Origin of the sequence: Streptomyces sp. NBC_00237 (assembly GCF_026342435.1) — a bacterium.
GTDB lineage: Bacteria > Actinomycetota > Actinomycetes > Streptomycetales > Streptomycetaceae > Streptomyces.
Map to the genome: position 1 here is coordinate 333,990 of NZ_JAPEMT010000004.1, position 17,265 is coordinate 351,254.

Consider the following 17,265-nt stretch of genomic DNA (forward strand, 5'->3'; position numbering starts at 1 on the left):
GTGCGTCAGGCTCCGCGCACGGGATCGGCGGTACGGACGATCGCGGCGAGGACCAGCCCGTCGCCCACCGTCCAGCGGCCGGTCAACTCCCTTGGCGCGCCCGGGACTCCCCGTACGCTGCGATCCGCCAGCCGTGCCGTGAAACGGCCGCCGACGGGGTCGAAGGCGATGGTCGCCTCATCGAAGCCCAGCGGCCGCCGGGTGATCGGGTACCAGGTCTTGTAGACGCACTCCTTGGCGCTGAACAGCAGCCGGTCCCAGCAAACCCCGGGCTCGCGGCGGAGCAGCGCCTCGATGCTGTTCTGCTCCTCCGGCAGCGCCACCGCCTCCAGGACGCCGTCGGGCAGGGGCTGATGGACTTCGGCGTCGATGCCCAGCGAGACGACGTCCTCGGTGCGGGCGACGGCCGCCGCCCGGTAGCCGTCGCAGTGCGTGATGCTTCCGGCCACCGCGTCGGGCCACAGCGGTTCCCCCCGGGGGCCGCTCAGCAAGGGCCGCTCGGGGAGGCCGAGGCCCGTGAGTGCCCGGCGGGCGCAGTGGCGGCCGGTGGTGTACTCGTCGCGCCGCTTCGGCACGGCGTCCCGGACGTAGGGCTCCTCCTCGGCGAGGAGCGCCGCCTCCGGCGGGTCCGTGAACGTCTCGTACGCGACGACGCGACCCGGAAGTATCCGTTCGATCATCTGCCCTCCCCGGTGAGTCGGTGGTCCCCTGGCCGCGCGCCCGGTGGGTGTCGGGCGCGGGCGGACCTCCGCACCGTAGGCAGCACCTCACCCCGTACAACACCCCTAACTTTCCGCGCACCCGACCCCTGACCCCAACCCCCGGGGCGGTGAGTTCACTTGAACACTTTCGCGAACGTCGTACGGTGTGGTCTCGTAGTGGTGATCACCTGTGCGCGAACGAACGAGGAGGACCGATGGCCGACGGAGCCGGACGCCTGCTGGCCATCAGCGACCTGCACATCAGTTACGCCGAGAACCGCGCCCTGGTGGAAGGGATGACGCCCGAGTCCGACGAGGACTGGCTGCTCGTGGCCGGGGACGTCGCCGAGACGGTCGAGGACGTCCGCTGGGCCCTCAAGACGCTGGCGGGCCGCTTCCGCAAGGTCGTCTGGGCCCCCGGCAACCACGAACTGTGGACCCACCCGTCGGACACCGTCACTCTGCGGGGCGTCGCCCGCTACGAGCAGTTGGTCGAGACCTGCCGGGAGCTGGGCGTGATCACTCCCGAGGACCCCTACCCGGTGTGGGAGGGCCCCGGCGGGCCGGTCGCGGTCGCCCCGCTGTTCCTGCTGTACGACTACAGCTACCTGCCGGAGGGCTGCGCGACCAAGGCCGAGGGGCTCGCGTACGCGCACAAGACCGGTGTCGTCTGCAACGACGAGTACCTGCTCCACCCGGACCCCTACCCGAGCCGCGAGGCATGGTGCCGCGCCCGGGTGGCCGAGACCGAACGACGGCTGGCGGAGCTGCCCGAGGACCTGCCCACGGTGCTCGTCAACCACTACCCGCTGCACCGCCACCCCACGGACGTCCTGTGGTACCCCGAGTTCGCCATGTGGTGCGGCACGGAACTGACCGCCGACTGGCACCGCAGGTTCCGGGTGGCCGCCATGGTCTACGGCCACCTCCACATCCCCAGGACCACCTTCCACGAAGGGATCCGCTTCGAGGAGGTGTCGGTGGGCTATCCGCGCGAGTGGCGGTCCCGGAAGACGCCGCCCGGCAGGCTGAGCCGCATCCTGCCCGAGCCGACGGAGCGGCGGGGCCGGTAACGGGCCCCCGCCCGGGGCCGGTGGCCGGGGCTCCGCCCGGGGCCCGTTGACGTACAGGACGTACAACGAGCCCCGGAACGGGATGACGTGATCAGCGCGACGTGATCAGAGCGTCTTGCTCAGGCGGTCGGCGAGCAGGGAGGCGAAGCGGGCCGGGTCGGCCAGGTCGCCGCCCTCGGCGAGCAGGGCGGTGCCGTACAGCAGCTCGGCCGACTCGGCGAGCGACGGGTCGTCGGCGCGCTGCTCGTGGGCCGTGCGCAGTCCGCTGACCAGCGGGTGCTGCGGGTTGAGCTCCAGGATGCGCTGGACCGGCGGAAGGACCTGGCCCATCGCCCGGTACATCTTCTCCAGGGCCGGAGTGATCCCGTCGTTGTCGCTGACCAGGCACGCCGGGGAGCTGGTGAGCCGGGTCGTCAGCCGTACGTCCTTGACGTCGCCGAGCGTCTCGTTGAGCCAGGCCAGTACGGGGGCGTAGGACTCGGCCTGCTCCGGGGACGCCTCCTCGTCGGAGGGCAGGTCGACCGCGCCCCGGGCGATGGACTGGAACGGCGTGTCCCGGTAGTCCCCGACCGCCTCGACCCAGACCTCGTCCACCTGGTCGGTGAGCAGCAGCACCTCGTACCCCTTGGCCCGGAACGCCTCCATGTGCGGGGAGTTGGCGAGCTGGGTGCGGCTGTCGCCGGTCATGAAGTAGATCTTGTCCTGGCCCTCGGGCATCCGGTCGAGGTAGTCGGCCAGGGTGGTGGGCTCCTCGCCCCCGGTGGAGGCGAAGGAGGCGATGTCGAGGATCGCCTTGTGGTCCTCGGAGGGGTCGAGGAGGCCCTCCTTGACGACGGACCCGAACTCCCGCCAGAACGTGCGGTACTTGTCGGCGTCCTTCTTCATCAGGTCCTTGACGGAGGACAGCACCTTCTTCGCCAGCCGTCGGCGGATCAGCTGGATGTGCCGGTCCTGCTGGAGGATCTCGCGGGAGATGTTCAGCGACAGGTCGGCGGCGTCGACGACTCCCTTGACGAACCGCAGGTGGTCGGGGAGGAGTTCGCGGCTGTCGTCGAGGATGAAGACGCGCTTGACGTACAGCTGGAGGCCGTGGCGGGCGTCCCGGTGGTAGAGGTCCTGCGGGGCGCGCGACGGGAGGAAGAGCAGGGCCTCGTACTCGAAGGTGCCCTCGGCCCGCATCTGGATGATGTCGAGCGGGTCCGTCCAGTCGTGGCTGACGTGCCGGTAGAACTCCCGGTACTCCTCCTCGCTGACCTCCGAACGCGGGCGCGCCCAGAGCGCCTTCATCGAGTTGAGGGTGTCGTCGCCGAGACGGACCGGGAAGGAGATGAAGTCCGAGTACCGCTTGACGATCTCCCGGATCTTCCGCTCGTCGGTGTAGTCGTAGAGGGCGTCCTCCTCGTCGGCGGGCCGCAGGTGCACGCAGACCGACGTGCCCTCGGGCGCGTCCTCGACCGTTTCGATCGTGTACGTGCCGTCGCCCGCCGACTCCCAGCGCACGCCGGTCGTCTCCCCGGCCTTGCGGGTGAGCAGCGTGGTCCGTTCGGCGACCATGAAGACGGAGTAGAAGCCGACGCCGAACTGGCCGATCAGCTCGGCCTGTTCGCCGTTCTGGTCCTTGCCCTTGCTCTCCTTGAGCTTGCGCAGCATCTCGGCCGTGCCGGACCTGGCGATGGTGCCGATCAGCCCCACCACCTCGTCGCGCGTCATGCCGATCCCGTTGTCCCGCACGGTCAGGGTGCGGGCCTCCTGGTCGGCCACGAGGTCGATGTGCAGGTCGTCCGCCCTGAGTGCCTCGTCCTTGAGCCCGGCCAGGCGCCGTTTGTCCAGGGCGTCGGAAGCATTGGAGATGAGTTCGCGCAGGAAGATGTCCTTGTTCGAGTAGATCGAATGGACCATCAAGTCCAGCAACTGCCGGGCCTCGGCCTGGAACTCCAACGTCTCGGTGGTCATGACTCCCCTTGTGGTGTGTCGGTCCGTACGACGCCCACTTTTCCAGAGGCCGGGGGCGCGCACACACCCAGGTACCACCTTCCTGACAACTCCGGACGTGTCCGCAGACGTTGAGGTTGCCTCCATGATCATTCTTCGGTGAGGAGTGACCACTTTCGGACATACGCGCATTCGCTGGTTCTCGCCCCCTCTCCACACGGCGCACACGCCCGCAGGGCAACGGCGGCAAGCACTTCGGCCCTCTCCACCCATCCCCGTCGTTCATCTCCACTTCGCCCACATCTGCCAAATAATTTGCGGAACTTGGGCGTTTCGACAGGAAGAACGACCGGAACTGAACTCTCTCTTTTGACTCCAGATCTTCCCTTGATGAAGGTCTCGTGCATGTCCACCTCGTCTCCAGCCGCTTCCGGCGGCCTCCTACGGCTGCGCGATTTCCGATTCCTGCTCGCGGGGGCGGCGGCCGGGCAGGTCGGCGCCCAAGTCACTCTCGTGGCGCTTCCGTTGGTCGCCGTCCTCGAACTCCGGGCCCCCGCCTTCCAGGTGGGGCTGCTCACGGCAGCCGAGACCGCCGCGTTCCTGCTGATCGGCCTGCCCGCAGGCGCCTGGGTCGACCGGATGCGCAAGCGCGCGCTGATGATCCGGGCCGACGTGGTGCGCGCCGCCGCGATGGCGAGCATTCCGCTGGCCGCCCTCGCCGGGGTGCTGACGATGGCGCAGTTGTACGTGGTGGCGCTGGTCACGGGTGTGGCGACGGTCTTCTTCGACGTGGCGCACCAGAGCTACCTGCCGCAACTCCTGCCCAGGGAGAGGCTGGTCGAGGGCAACGGCGCGCTGGAGACCGTCCGGTCGTCCGCCCAGGTGGCAGGGCCAGGACTCGGCGGCGGGCTGGTGCAGCTCGTCGGCGCGCACCTGGCGATCGTGGCCGACGCGATCGGGTACGCCCTTTCCGCACTGTTCCTCATGGCGATACGGCAGCCCGAGAGCAAGCCCGACCCCGTGCCCGGCGCTTCGGTCCGCAAGGACGTCGCGGAGGGGCTGCGCTTCGTGTTCGGCCAGCCGCTGCTGCGGGTCATCGCCGCCGCGACCGGCCTCGGCAACTTCTTCGCCGCGATGCTCATGGCCACCCAGACCGTCTATCTGGTGCGGGTGCTGGGACTGGCGCCCGGCGTCGTGGGGCTGATGCTGTCCGCTTCGGCGGTCGGCGGGCTCGCCGGCGCCCTGTGCGCGGGCCGACTGGCCCGGCGGTTCGGGCAGGCCCGGATCATCTGGCTGGCGTGCCTGGTCACCGGACCCTTCGCGCTGCTGTGGCCGCTGTCGGGCGAGGGGGCCGCGGCGGCACTGTTCGCGGTCGCCTCCGGCGTGGTCTTCTTCGGCGCGGTCGTCTACAACGTCGCCCAGGTGAGCTTCCGCCAGATGCTGTGCCCGCCCCGGCTGCTGGGGCGGATGAACGCCACCCTGCGGTTCCTGATGTGGGGCACCCTGCCGTTGGGCGCCCTCGTCGGAGGGGCCGTCGCCGACGGGTTCGGCGCACGCGCCGCCCTGTGGGTGTGCGCGGCCGGATTCCTGGTCGTACCGCTGCCCCTGCTGCTCTCGCGGCTGCGCACGATGCGTGAACTGCCCGAGCCCGAGACCGACCCCGAGACCGATCCAGAGCCCGAGACCAAGCCCGTACCCGAGTCGGAGCCGCGCCCGAATGCCGTCGTCGAGTGACGGCCGGACCCATCTGCTCCGGACTTCCCCCCGACCCTTCCGATTCACGAGAGAGGATCACGTGCACACCAGCGACACCACCATCACCGGCCAGTACCTGAACCGCTTCCAGCGCCTCGCCACGAGCGACGGCGGCGCGGACCTGCTGCCCGTCACCGGTGCCCAGCGCCGGTTCGTCCTGGTGCGGGCGATGGACCCGGCCGGGCGGCCGGACACCGTACCGATGTTCTTCGCGTTCCCGCGCGGCACCGTGGACACCGGGCGGCTGCGGGCGGCGGCCGAGCACGTCGCCGCCCGCCACCCGGCCCTGCACTCGCAGACGCACGTGGTCCGGGGCACGCCGGTACTCCGTCCCGGGCAGCCGTCCGTACCGCTTCAGGAGGTGCTTGCGGCACCCGGAGAGAACGCACGGGACGCGCTGCGGCGTGCCGTGGGCGCGTGGTCGCCGGACGGGCCGCCGCTGCGGCTCTTCCTCGCCCGCGACACCTCCGCCGATGAGGTGCTCGCGGTGGTCCTGGACCACGCCGCCTGCGACGGGCAGTCGCTGGCCCGCATCGTCGAGGACCTCGGCGACGCCTATCTGACCCGGCTCGGCCCCGGCGACGCGACGGCCGACGAGATCGCCGCCGGGCTCGCCGAGTACCGGGAGGCGGTCCTGCTCCAGCTGGAGGCGGAGAGGCGGGCCAGTTCCCCGGACGCCCTCGCGTACTGGGGCGAGCGCCTGCGCACCGTAGGGGAGTGTGCGCCGCGTCCGCCGACGGGTGAGTCACGGCCCACCGGCTCCGCCCGGCTGCGCCTGTCCGCCGACTCGTTCGGCGTCCCCTTCGCCTCGCTGCTCGACGCCTGCCGGGCCGCCGCCACCGTGCTGTACGGGGCCGGGCAGGTCCCGCCGATCGGCTATCCGTGGGGCGGACGCCCGGCCGGGGCGCCGCCGGTGGTGGGCTGCTTCCTCAACACGGTGGTCTTCCCCGCCGCCACCGACTCGGTGCGCCCCGCACCCGAACGGACCGCCACCCAGTGGTGGGACGACCTGGACCGCGCCGACACCCCCTTCGACGAGGTCGTGCACGCGGCCCGTACCGCAGGGTCCCGGTGGTCGGGGGCGCTGGACGGCCTGCTGACCGTCGACGACGCCGGCCGCCGCCCCCTGCTGCGGCTGGACGGGGTGACCGGCCGCGAGGTCGACGTCGACGGCCGCCGGATCCGCGCACCGTTCGCCGTCTCCGTCGTCCAGGGGCCCGAGCTTGACCTGCGGATGGTGTGGGACCGCGCCGTGCTCGACGACGACCGCGCGCAGGACGCCTTCGCCGCCCTGGCCGGGGCGCTGCGCACCAGCCTGCCGGTCGCGTGAACAGCGCCGGTTGCCTGACAGTGCCGGTCGCGTGAGCGGCCTGCCGGTCGCCTGACCTCACAGCACGCACCACTTGCCGGTGCGGTCCGCGCGACCCGTGGACCGGCCGGAACACCTCCGGGCGGCGGGCACGACCGTACCCCCGCCCCTTTCCTCACCCACGACCCACCAACCCAAGGGATCGCCATGCTCCCCCTCTCCTCCTCGCAGGAGATCGTCTGGCTGCACGAGCAAGTGCAGCCGGGCAGCCGCGCCTACAACTTCACCGCCTCGCTCGACCTGTGGGGCGACCTCGACGCCGACGCCCTGCACGCCGGGCTCGCCGCCACGCTGGACCGGCACCCGGGGCTCCGCCTGGAGCTCGTGCCCGTGCCGGGCGCGATGCCGGGGCAGCGGGTCGCCGACGTCTGCCCGCCCCGGCTGCACCGGGTGGAACTCGAAGGGCGGGACGATCCCGAGGCCGCGTTCCAGGACCTGCTGCGGGCGGAGGCCGAGCGTCCGCTCGACACCTTCGAGGCCCCGCTGCTGCGCTGGACGCTGGTGCGGATGGCGGCGGACCACCACCGGCTGATCCACGTCGAGCACCACCTGATCCACGACGGACACTCCTTCGCCATCCTGCTCGCCGACGTCTTCGGCACCTACCGCGCCCGGGTCCTGGGCGAGAGCGCCGCGTTGCCGCCCGCGTCCTCCTACGCGGACCACGTGCGCGCCCAGGCAGGCCGGTCAGGACCTTCGCAGGACGGACTCGACTTCTGGACACGGGAGTTGGCGGGCGCTTCGTACGACATGCCGCTGCCGGGGCTGACCCAGCCGGGGGCCAGCCGCCGTCATCACGGCGGCCAGTTGCGCCAGTCGATCGGCGCGGACCTCGCCGAGCGGCTGCGGGCGCACGCCAAGGAGCGCGGTCTGACGCCGTTCGCGACGCTGCTGGGACTGTTCGCGGAGCTGCTGCGGCGGCACGGCGGGCGTGCGGAGATGGTGGTCGGCACGGCCGTCGGCAACCGTCCGATCGGGTTCGAGGACGCGGTGGGGATGTTCGTCAACACCATCCCGCTGCGGCTGCGCCTCGACCCGGACGCTCCCGCCGAGGACACCATGGACGAGGTGACGGACACGCTGGTGCGGGCCCTGCCGTACCAGGAAGTGCCGGTCCAGGAGCTGACCCGGGCGCTCGGGCTGCACACGTCGGGGGCGGACAACCCGCTGTTCAGCGTGATGTTCAGCGCGCACGACGCGGTGCTGCCCGACCTGGAGGTGCCGGGCCTGGAGGTCTCCCTGTTCGAGGGCTTCAACACCGGGACCACCCGCTTCGACCTCGACGTCGTCCTGCTGCCCGACGACCGGCGCGGGGTCGGCCCCCGGCTCGGTGCGGCGGGCATGACGCTGGTCTGGGACTACGACGCAGACCTGTACGGCGAGGACGTGGCCAAGCTCCTCTCCGGGCGCTTCCTCGACCTGCTGCGCGCCTACCTGGACGCCCCCGGCACGGCGCTGGCCGCGCTCGCTCCCCCGGCGGCGGCCCCGCTCGCCGAGCCCGAGATCGTGAGCGCCCACGACCCGCTGGACCCGGTCGCCGCCCACGACCCTTCGCTGCCCGCGCTGCTGGTGGGCGCGAGGCGGATCACGTACGGCGAACTGAACGAGCGCGTCGACTCCCTCGTACGGCGGCTGCGCGCGGCCGGGGTCACGGCCGGACAGCCGGTCGCGGCGGTGCTGCCGCGCGGGGTGGACTCGGTGGTGACGCTGCTGGCCTGTCTGCGCGGCGGTGCGGTGTACTGTCCGCTGTCGCCCTCCGACCCGCCCGCCCGCCTGGAGCTGCTGCTCGATCGGCTGGCCCCGGCGCTGGTGCTGACCGCCGCCGACGGTGACGTACGGGTCCCGGCGGGGCTGCCGACGGCGGCCGTGGGCGACGAGGTGCTGCCGCCCGCCGCCCCGGCCCAGACCGTGCCGTCCGCCGCGTACGTGATCCACACCTCGGGTTCGACGGGCGTGCCGAAGCCGGTCGCGGTCGGACCCGACGCGCTGCGCAACCATCTGACCGGGGTCACCGAACGGTTCGGTCTCGCGGCCGGGGACCGTGCGCTGCTGTTCGCGCAGCCGTCCTTCGACGTGGCGCTGGAGGAGGTGCTGCCGTCGCTGTACGCGGGGGCCTGCCTGGTGGTGCCCGAGTTCGAGGTGCCGACGGGATCGGAACTCGTCCAGCTCCTGGGCGACGCGCGGGTGTCGGTGGCGAACCTGCCCACCAGCTACTTCCTCGCCACGCGGGAGGAACTGCGGGCGGCGCTGGACGGGGGCGGCTGGTCGCCCCGGCTGCTGGTGCTCGGCGGGGAGCGGCTGCCCTCCGACGTGCTGCGGGAGTTCCTGTCCGGCGGCGACAGCGGCCTGCGGGTGTTCAACGCGTACGGCGTGACCGAGGCGTCGATCAGTTCCACGGTGTACGAGATCGATCCGGCGGGCCTGACGGACACGGCGGAGATTCCGCTCGGCGCCGAGCTGCCGGGGGAGCGGATCCACGTACTGGGTGCGGGACTTCAGCCGCTTCCGGACGGCGCGGTCGGTGAACTGGCCGTGGCGGGGGCCGGGTTGGCGGAGGGGTACCTCGGCAACCCGGAGGTCACCGCCGCCCGCTTCGTGCACGTACCCGCCCTGGAGGGCGCGCGCGTCTATCTGACCGGCGACCTCGGTTTCCGGGGCCAGGACGGGCTGCTGCGCTTCCTCGGGCGGCGCGACAACCAGATCAAACTGCGCGGCTACCGCATCGAGTTGGAGGAGGTGGAGGCCGCAGCGTCGGCAGTGCTCGGCGGACGGTCCTGTGCCGTCGTCCTCGACGCGTCGACCGCCTCCACGCCTCGCCTCGTCGGCTTCCTGGAGGCCGCGGGCAGCGGCACCGGGGCCGAAGAGGCGTGGGACGAGCAGGAACTGCACCGTGCCCTCAGCGACAAGCTGCCCGGCGCGCTCGTGCCGGGGGTCTGGGTGCGCCTCGACGCGATGCCGACGCTGCCCGGCGGCAAGCCGCACCGTACGGCGCTGGCGAAGCTGGCCGCGGAGCTGGAGGCGGCGGAGCCCCTCCCGGAGCCCGCGTCGGCTCCGGAGGAACTGGGCTCCCCGTCCTTCGACGACCCCGCGCTGTCCCTGCTCGCGCAGGGGTGGCAGGAGGTGCTCGGGCACGGCCGGTTCGCGGCGGACTCGCACTTCTTCCAGGTCGGCGGGCACTCCCTGCTGGCCGCGCAGCTCGCGGCGTGGCTGGAGCCGCACCTCGGCAGCCGCCCGCCGCTGCGGGTGCTCTTCCAGAACCCGGTGCTCGCCGACCAGGCGCGCGCGCTGACCGCCACGACCGTACCGACGGGGTCGTGATGACCACCCTGCCGAACGACGAAGGACTTCAGGACATGACTCCCCGCGCGCTTCCCAGCCTGCTCCACGGCAAGGAGGCCCCCCAGGACCCGACGGGCGTGCTCGCCCGCTACGAGGAGTGGGTGCGCCGCACTCCCGACTCGCCCGCCGTTCTCGACGGGGCGCACTCCTGGACGTACGGGGAGATCGACGCGGCGGCCGACGCGCTGATACGGACCTGGGACGGGCGGCTGCGCCCCGGCGACCTGGTCGGGGTCTGCCTCGACAGGTCCGCCGCACTCGTGGTGACGACGGTCGCGCTGGCCCGGGTCGGCGCGGTCTGCCTGCCGCTGGGGCCGCGCCCCGGCGAGCGCAGGCTCGCGGCGGTCGGCGAGGACGTCGGCGTGGCGTGCCTGATCGGCGCGCCGGATGTGCTGCCGCCCGCATACCGGGAGGCCGGGCAGGGGGACGCCGAGCACCTCGCGCTGCCGCTGCCCGAGGCGGGGGCGAACGCGGTGGCCGGGGTGGTCGCGGCGTTCCTGCCGCCCACGCCCGGCGCTCACGCCGCCCCGGCGAACGCGCTGTACGCGGTCCTCACGTCCGGTTCCACCGGCCGCCCCAAGGCGGTCGCCGTGGCCGAGCCCGCGCTGCGCGCACTGCTCGGCTGGTACCGCGCGGAGACCGGGATCGGCCCCGGCGACCGGCAGTCCCTGCTCATCGGCGTCGCCTTCGACCCGCACGTGATGGAGCTGTGGGCCGGGCTGACCTCGGGCGCGGCCCTGGTGCCCGCGCCGGACGCCGTCCGCTGGGACCCTGCGGCGCTCGTCGACTGGTGGCGCGAGGCCGGGGTGACGGTCGCGGTCTCGGCGACCCCGATGATCGAACCGCTGCTCGACGCGGACTGGCCGCAGGACCTGACGCTGCGTCACCTGATTGTCGGCGGCGACCGGATGCGCCGCCGCCCCGGCCCGGACGTGACCTGCGTGGTGCACAACGCGTACGGGCCCGCCGAGGCCACCGTGGTCACCACCACGCACGCCATGCGGGCCACCGACGCCGACGTGCACGAGGAGGCGGCACCGCCCATCGGCATCCCCCTGCCCGGGGTGTCCGTGCTGGTCACCGACCCGGAGGGTCGCGTCGTACCGCGCGGCGAAGACGGTGAACTGCGCATCGGCGGCGCGCAGTTGGCGATCGGCTATCTCGACCCGGAGCTGACGGAGCGCCGCTTCGTCGCGGCCTCCCCCACCGAAGAGGGCCGGGCGTACCGGACCGGCGACCGGGTGCGGATGCGCGCCGACGGGGTGCTGGATTTCCTGGGCCGCCTGGACGACCAGGTCAAGATCAGTGGCGTACGGATCGAACCCGCCGAGGTCGAGGCCGCACTGGAGCAGGACCCGGCGGTGCGCGGCGCGGTCGTCGTGGCACCCCGGGACGCGGAGGGCCGCGCCCGGCTCGTCGCGTACGTGCTGCCCGCCGCAGGTGCTGCCGCACCCCCGGCTCCCGACGCCCTGCTGGCCGCCGTGCGCGGCTGGCTGCCGGAGCAGGCCGTGCCGTCGGCGGTGCGGATCGTGGACGCGTTCGCGCTGGACGCCAACGGGAAGGTCGACCGGGCCGCGCTCCTGAAGCAGGAGGAGCGGACGGACACCTCCGGAGCCGCCCTCGGCGTCGAGGGCGCGTCGACGAACGAACGGCTCGTGCTGGGGACCGTACGCGAACTCCTCGGCCGCGCGGATGTCGCCCTGACGGACAACTTCACCGACGTCGGCGGGACGTCACTCGTCGCCGCCCGGCTGCTCGCGGCCATCGAGCGGGAGGCGGGGGTGCGGCTGCGCGCGCCGGAACTGCTGCGCCAGCCCGACCTGCGGGCGGTCGTCGCCCTGCTCGACGCACGCTGTGCGGCGACGCTGAAGGCGGCGGTCTGAGATGTCCGCGAACACACACTCCACGCGGTCCGAGATGCCCGCGAACACGCACTCCACGCTGCCCTCCCTGCCCACCCTGTTCGCCCGGCAGGCGGCACTGACGCCTGACGCGCTCGCCCTGATCGACGGCGACTCGACACTGACGTACCGTCAACTCCTTTCCCTGTCCGAGGGTTTGGCGGTCCACCTCCAGAAGAAGGGACTGCGGCCCGGCGAGCCCGTGGCCCTGCTGACGCGGCGCTCGGCCCGCACCGTCGTGGCGCAGCTCGCACTGTGGTGGGCGGGCGCGGTGTGCGTACCGCTCGACCCGGCGCACCCCAAGGCTCGCACCGAGGCGGTCGTCGCCGATTCCGGGGCCGTGCTCACGGTCGGCGACGGCGATCTGCTGGCGGAGGCGGGGCTGAGCGGTCCCCGGCTGGTGCTGGACGCCGACCTGCCGTCGTACGACGGGGTGACGCCGTTGCCGGGACCCGGCCAGGACGCCGCCGCGTTCATCATGTTCACCTCGGGATCCACCGGGCGGCCCAAGGGGGTGGCGGTCCGGCACCGGGCCGTCGCCGCGCTGGCCGCCGACCCGTCGTACGTGACGGTGGGCCCGCGTGACCGGGTGCTGCTGCACTCCCCCGCGACGTTCGACGCCTCGACCTTCGAGGTGTGGGTGGCCCTCGCCAACGGGGCGGCCGTCGTGGTCTGCCCCGCCGACCGGCCGTCCTTCGAGGACCTGGTGCGCGAGGTGGAACGGCACTCCGTCACCGTCGCGTTCTTCACCACGGCGCTCTTCCACCAGCTCGCCGCCCGCCGCTCGCGGGTCTTCGCGCTGCTGCGTTCGGTGGTGGTGGGCGGCGAGGCGCTGTCGGTCCAGCACGCGGAGGCGGTGTTGCGCGCGTACCCCTGGCTGGAACTGGTCAACGGGTACGGGCCGACCGAGACGACGACCTTCGCCACCGCGCACCGCGTGACGGAGGCGGACCTCAAGGGGCCGATGCCGGTGGGCCGTCCGATCGCCGGAGCGACTGCGCACGTCCTCGACGAGGACGGACGCGCGGTCGCGGTCGGTGAGGTCGGCGAACTGTGGATCGGCGGCTCCCGGCTGGCCGAGGGCTACGTGGGGCAGCCGGAGCTGACCGCCGAACGGTTTGTGGTGCGTCCCGGACTCGGCCGCCTCTACCGGACCGGCGATCTCGCCTCGGTGCGTGCCGACGGGGTCCTGGACTTCCACGGCCGTACGGACGACCAGGTGAAGGTGCGCGGGCACCGCATCGAGCCGGGCGAGATCGAGCACGCGCTGCGGGAGCGGCCGGAGGTGGAGGACGCGGCGGTGACGGTGCGCCGCGCGACCCCCGACGACGTGCGGCTGGCGGCGTTCGTGGTGCTGGGGGCGTCGCACGCGGCCGATCCCGGGACGCTGCGCGCCTCTCCCGCCGAACTCCGTTCCTGGCTGGGCGAATTGATGCCGCCGCATCTGGTGCCGGACGAGCTGACGGTGGTGGAGCGGCTGCCTCTGACGGCGACCGGCAAGGTGGACCGGCGGGCGCTCGTGGAGCGCGGCTCCGGTGCGGGGAACGGTTCCGGGCCGGGGGCGGGCCCTGACGCGGCATCCGGTCCGGGTACGGCGGTCGATCCCGGCGCGGGACTCGGCACCGTCACGGCCTCCGGTACTGGTTCGGCGTCCGTCTCCGGTGCCGGGACCGATCACGGTGCGGTGCACCCGTCCGGTGCGCAGGACGGAGCGGCAGGAACGGCAGGGACGGGTACGCCCTCCCTGACGCCGCTCCAGCAGGCCGTCGCCGAGGTGTGGGCGCGGTCGCTCGGCTGTGAAGTGGCCTCCCCCGATGACGACTTCCTCGCCCTCGGCGGTCACTCGCTGCTCGCCCTCGTCGTCACCGACGACCTCCGCGAGGACCTGGGCGTCGAACTGTCGCTCGCCGACTTCTTCGCCTCGCCGACGGTGGCAGGTCACGCCGCCCTCGTCGAGCGGGCCCTGCTGGCGGCGCACACCGATCTGCACCCGCTGTCGCAATCCCTCGAACCCGCCCCTTCCCCCGACACTTCCCTCGACACCTCCCTCGACGCGCCGGAGCACACCGATGTCCCTTGACACCCCCGCAGCACTCCAGGAGGAACTGCTGCGCCGCGCCCGCGCCCGGACCTCGACCCGGAGCACCGCTCCGACGGCGGCGCCGACGGCCGCCGCGCCCCGCGCGACGGCCCCTCTCTCGCACGCCCAACGGCGCATGTGGCTGATGGACCGGCTCGGTCAGCGCGACGGCGTCTACAGCGTTCCCTTCGCGACGCGGCTCACCGGACCGCTCGACCTGGACGCGCTCGGCGAGGCGCTGACCGCGCTCGTCGCCCGGCACGAGATCCTGCGCACCCGTTACGGGCAGCGCGACGACGTGCCGTACCAGGAGGCGCTGCCCGCGCCGGGCTCCGTCCCCGTGCGCGTGGTCGACACCGGGGACGCGGGCGACGACGACTGGGCGGACGTGCTGTCCGCCGAGGCCCGGCTCCCGTTCGACCTCGCCGCCGGTGCTCCGCCGCGAGCGCTGGTGCTGCGGCACGGGCCCGAGGACCACACCGTCCTGCTGACGTTCCATCACATCGCTCTGGACGGCCATTCGTTGGTGACGGTCGCCGACGAGATCGGGAGGCTGTACGGGCAGGCCACCAGCGGCACCCCGGCCGCCCTCCCCCCGTCGCCCCCGCAGTACGCGGACTTCGCCCGGCGCGAGCACGCCACGGTCGGCGGAGCGCCCGACGGTACGGCCACCGGTGCGACCGCCGGGACGGCCGACGGTTTCGGTCCGAGCCTGGACCACTGGTCCCGCCGCCTCGCCGGAGCCGTCCCGCCCGCACTCCCCCGCCCCGCCGCGCCGCCCGCCGACCTGGCGGAGCGGCCCGCCGCCACCCGCGTCGAGCCCCTCGGCCACGCGGTGCCCGACGCACTGCGGGCGATCGGCGCGAAGCACCGGGCGACCCTGTTCACCGTGCAACTCGCCGCCGCCTTCGCCGCGTTGCACCGGCTGACGGACCTCGACGACCTGGTGATCGGCTGTGCGGCCGGGCACCGCGAGGGCCGGGAGATGGCCGGTCTGGTGGGGTTGTGCGTCAACACCCTGCCGGTACGGGTGGACCTGGGCGGCGACCCGGAGTTCGGGGAGCTGGTGGAACGCGTACGGGACGCGCTGCTGGAGGCACAGCAGCACCGCCAGGTTCCGTACGACCTGGTCATGGAACGCCTCGGCGCGGCGGCGCGCGGCGCGGACGGCACGGCGCTGGTGCGCGTGACGGCCGACGTCCTGGGCGAGCCGACGGCGCTGCGGCTGCCGGGGCTGAACGCCGAAGCGGTCGACGTCACCCTGCCCGATGCCAAGTTCGACCTGTCCTTCGGGTTGTTCGACACGGCGGAACCCGCAGGTCTGGTGCAGTACGCGCGGGCCGCGCTGGACGACCAGGCAGGGGTGGCGCTGGGCCGCTCCTTCGCGGCGCTCCTGACCGCCGTGGCCGCCGACGCCTCGCTGCGGATCTCCGCCCTGCCCGGGGCTGCGGCCCCGGCCGCCGGGAGCGCCCCGCACCCGGCGGAGGCCGCTCTGCGCGCCCACCCCCGGGTCGCGGACGCCGCCGTGCTCACCACGCCCGGCGGCCCGCTCCTCGCGTACGCCGTACTGCGGGACAGGATCGGCCCCTCCCCCACCCAACTCCGGTCCGCGCTGCGGGGCTCGCTGCCCCGGGAGCAGGTGCCGGTCGCGGTCACGCTGCTCGACGCGCTGCCCCGTACGCCCGACGGTTCGCCGGACGCGAGCGCGCTGCCCGGCAGCCCCGGGCCTGCCCGCGCCGCCGCTCCCGGCGGACCGCACGCCGCTGCCGTGGCGGAGGCGTTCGCGCACGTCCTGCGCCGCCGTCCGGCACCCGACGACGACTTCTTCGCGCTGGGCGGGCACTCGCTGGCCGCCGTACAGCTCGCCGAGCGGTTGCGTACCGGGCTCGTTCTGCCCCTGACCGGCCTCGACGTCATGGAGTGCCGCACCCCGCGCGCGCTGACCGCGCTCCTGGACACCCGGGCCGAGACCCGCGACGCCGCACAGTCGGCCGCAGCAACCGCATCCGCCGCGCGTTCCGCGTCCGTACGGTCCACCGGCCGACGCACCGTACGGCCGGGAACCGTCCTGGTGACCGGGGGCACGGGCGGCGTCGGCGCGTTCGTCCTGCGGGAACTGGCCGCACGGGGACGCCCCGTCCTGGCCCTGGCCCGCCCCGAGTCCGCCCACCTGGTGGCCGGGGACGGCGTCGAGGTGGTGGAGGGCGACCTCGCCGACCTCGACGGGCTGCGGGACGCCGTCGCCGGGGCGGACGCGGTGATCCACGCGGCCTGCACCTTCACCCGGCCCGAGGTGGACGTCGCGGCGATGCGGGCGATGGCCGACGCCTGGAGCCGGGGCCCCTTCGTCTTCGTCAGCAGCGTCGACGCGTACGGCCGCCCCGCGACGGACAAGGTGGCCGAGGAAGCCCCGCCCGGCCTGCCGCTGAGCCCGTACGGGCAGGGGAAGGCCGACTGCGAGAACATCCTCCTCGGGGCCGCCGGAACCGGCGGGCGCGGCGGCGCGAGCGTGGTGCGCTCCCCCCTCGTGTGGGGGGCGCACGACCGACTGCGCGACCAACTCCGCTGGGGCGCGACGGGTTTGCTCTACCAGGCCGCCCGCGCGGACGCCCTGATCACCCTGCCCGCACCGGGCACGGAGGGCCACGCGTGGTACGGGGCCGCCTGGGTGCACGCCTCGGCGCTGGCCCGCGCGGTCACCGCGTGCCTCGACGCCCCGGTGCACGGTGTGGCCAACGCCGTGAGCGGCCACGTCGGCTGGCCGGAACTCACCGACGCGCTCCGTGACCTGCTGGGCAGCTCCAGCCCCGTACGGCAGGCGGCCGAGGTGCACCCGGACCTCGACCACCGCTGGCACTACGCGGCGGACCGGCTCGCGGACGCACTGCGCCCGGAGCCCGGCGAGGACTTCCGCACGGTGCTGGCGGAAATGGTGCGCTGAGCAGGGCCGACGACGTACCGGCCCCCGTACTGCCCGTACTCGACCTCCCTCCTCCCCAGGGAGGTTGAGTACGGGTACTCACGCGCGCGCCCCTCCCGCCGCCCAGGATGTGATCAACGCGCCGCACCCGACGCGGTCGACGCACCGCGCTCGATCCGGTCGACGCACCGCATC

9 protein-coding genes are annotated in these 17,265 nt (G+C 73.5%); 7 read left to right on the plus strand and 2 right to left on the minus strand.

All coding sequences use genetic code 11. From position 1 onward, the window contains the following. Window positions 1-5: 5 nt before the first annotated feature. Complete coding sequence (locus tag OG897_RS33890) at window positions 6-680, minus strand: 4'-phosphopantetheinyl transferase (RefSeq protein WP_266663013.1); 675 nt, start codon at window positions 678-680, stop codon at window positions 6-8. Between the two features lie 236 nt (window positions 681-916). Between OG897_RS33890 and OG897_RS33895 the strand changes: the two genes are divergently transcribed. Beyond that, a complete protein-coding gene (locus OG897_RS33895) occupies window positions 917-1,774 on the plus strand; it encodes a metallophosphoesterase (RefSeq protein ID WP_266663015.1) in 858 nt (285 codons plus the stop codon). A gap of 105 nt (window positions 1,775-1,879) precedes the next feature. On the opposite strand, the gene htpG is transcribed toward OG897_RS33895, so the two are convergent. Next, window positions 1,880-3,727, minus strand: a complete 1,848-nt coding sequence (htpG, locus tag OG897_RS33900) for a molecular chaperone HtpG (RefSeq protein WP_266663017.1) — start codon at window positions 3,725-3,727, stop codon at window positions 1,880-1,882. Between the two features lie 384 nt (window positions 3,728-4,111). Between htpG and OG897_RS33905 the strand changes: the two genes are divergently transcribed. From OG897_RS33905 to OG897_RS33930, 6 genes are all read left to right on the plus strand, one after another. Continuing rightward, entirely contained in the window at window positions 4,112-5,440 is a 1,329-nt protein-coding gene (locus OG897_RS33905; RefSeq protein WP_266663019.1) for an MFS transporter, read from the plus strand. Window positions 5,441-5,501: 61 nt separating this feature from the next. Next, complete coding sequence (locus tag OG897_RS33910; protein ID WP_266663021.1) at window positions 5,502-6,791, plus strand: non-ribosomal peptide synthetase; 1,290 nt, start codon at window positions 5,502-5,504, stop codon at window positions 6,789-6,791. 186 nt (window positions 6,792-6,977) lie between these two features. Then, the gene (locus tag OG897_RS33915; protein WP_266663023.1) at window positions 6,978-10,148 is read left to right on the plus strand and encodes an amino acid adenylation domain-containing protein; all 3,171 of its coding nucleotides are present in this window, start codon (window positions 6,978-6,980) and stop codon (window positions 10,146-10,148) included. Continuing rightward, the gene (locus tag OG897_RS33920; protein WP_266663723.1) at window positions 10,148-12,052 is read left to right on the plus strand and encodes a non-ribosomal peptide synthetase; all 1,905 of its coding nucleotides are present in this window, start codon (window positions 10,148-10,150) and stop codon (window positions 12,050-12,052) included. Before OG897_RS33915 ends, OG897_RS33920 begins: the two co-directional genes overlap by 1 nt. Window position 12,053: 1 nt before the next feature. Next, complete coding sequence (locus OG897_RS33925; protein ID WP_266663025.1) at window positions 12,054-14,150, plus strand: non-ribosomal peptide synthetase; 2,097 nt, start codon at window positions 12,054-12,056, stop codon at window positions 14,148-14,150. Further along, entirely contained in the window at window positions 14,140-17,091 is a 2,952-nt protein-coding gene (locus tag OG897_RS33930; protein WP_266663027.1) for a condensation domain-containing protein, read from the plus strand. Before OG897_RS33925 ends, OG897_RS33930 begins: the two co-directional genes overlap by 11 nt. The last annotated feature ends 174 nt before the right edge of the window (window positions 17,092-17,265 follow it).

Bases quoted from the DNA above. Each gene is read 5' to 3' on its own strand.
- OG897_RS33920 (WP_266663723.1), top strand. From the start codon at position 10,148: ATGACCACCCTGCCGAACGACGAAGGACTTCAGGACATGACTCCCCGC.
- OG897_RS33925 (WP_266663025.1), top strand. From the start codon at position 12,054: ATGTCCGCGAACACACACTCCACGCGGTCCGAGATGCCCGCGAACACG.
- OG897_RS33915 (WP_266663023.1), top strand. From the start codon at position 6,978: ATGCTCCCCCTCTCCTCCTCGCAGGAGATCGTCTGGCTGCACGAGCAA.
- OG897_RS33895 (WP_266663015.1), top strand. From the start codon at position 917: ATGGCCGACGGAGCCGGACGCCTGCTGGCCATCAGCGACCTGCACATC.
- OG897_RS33905 (WP_266663019.1), top strand. From the start codon at position 4,112: ATGTCCACCTCGTCTCCAGCCGCTTCCGGCGGCCTCCTACGGCTGCGC.
- htpG (WP_266663017.1), bottom strand. From the start codon at position 3,727: ATGACCACCGAGACGTTGGAGTTCCAGGCCGAGGCCCGGCAGTTGCTG.
- OG897_RS33890 (WP_266663013.1), bottom strand. From the start codon at position 680: ATGATCGAACGGATACTTCCGGGTCGCGTCGTCGCGTACGAGACGTTC.
- OG897_RS33930 (WP_266663027.1), top strand. From the start codon at position 14,140: ATGTCCCTTGACACCCCCGCAGCACTCCAGGAGGAACTGCTGCGCCGC.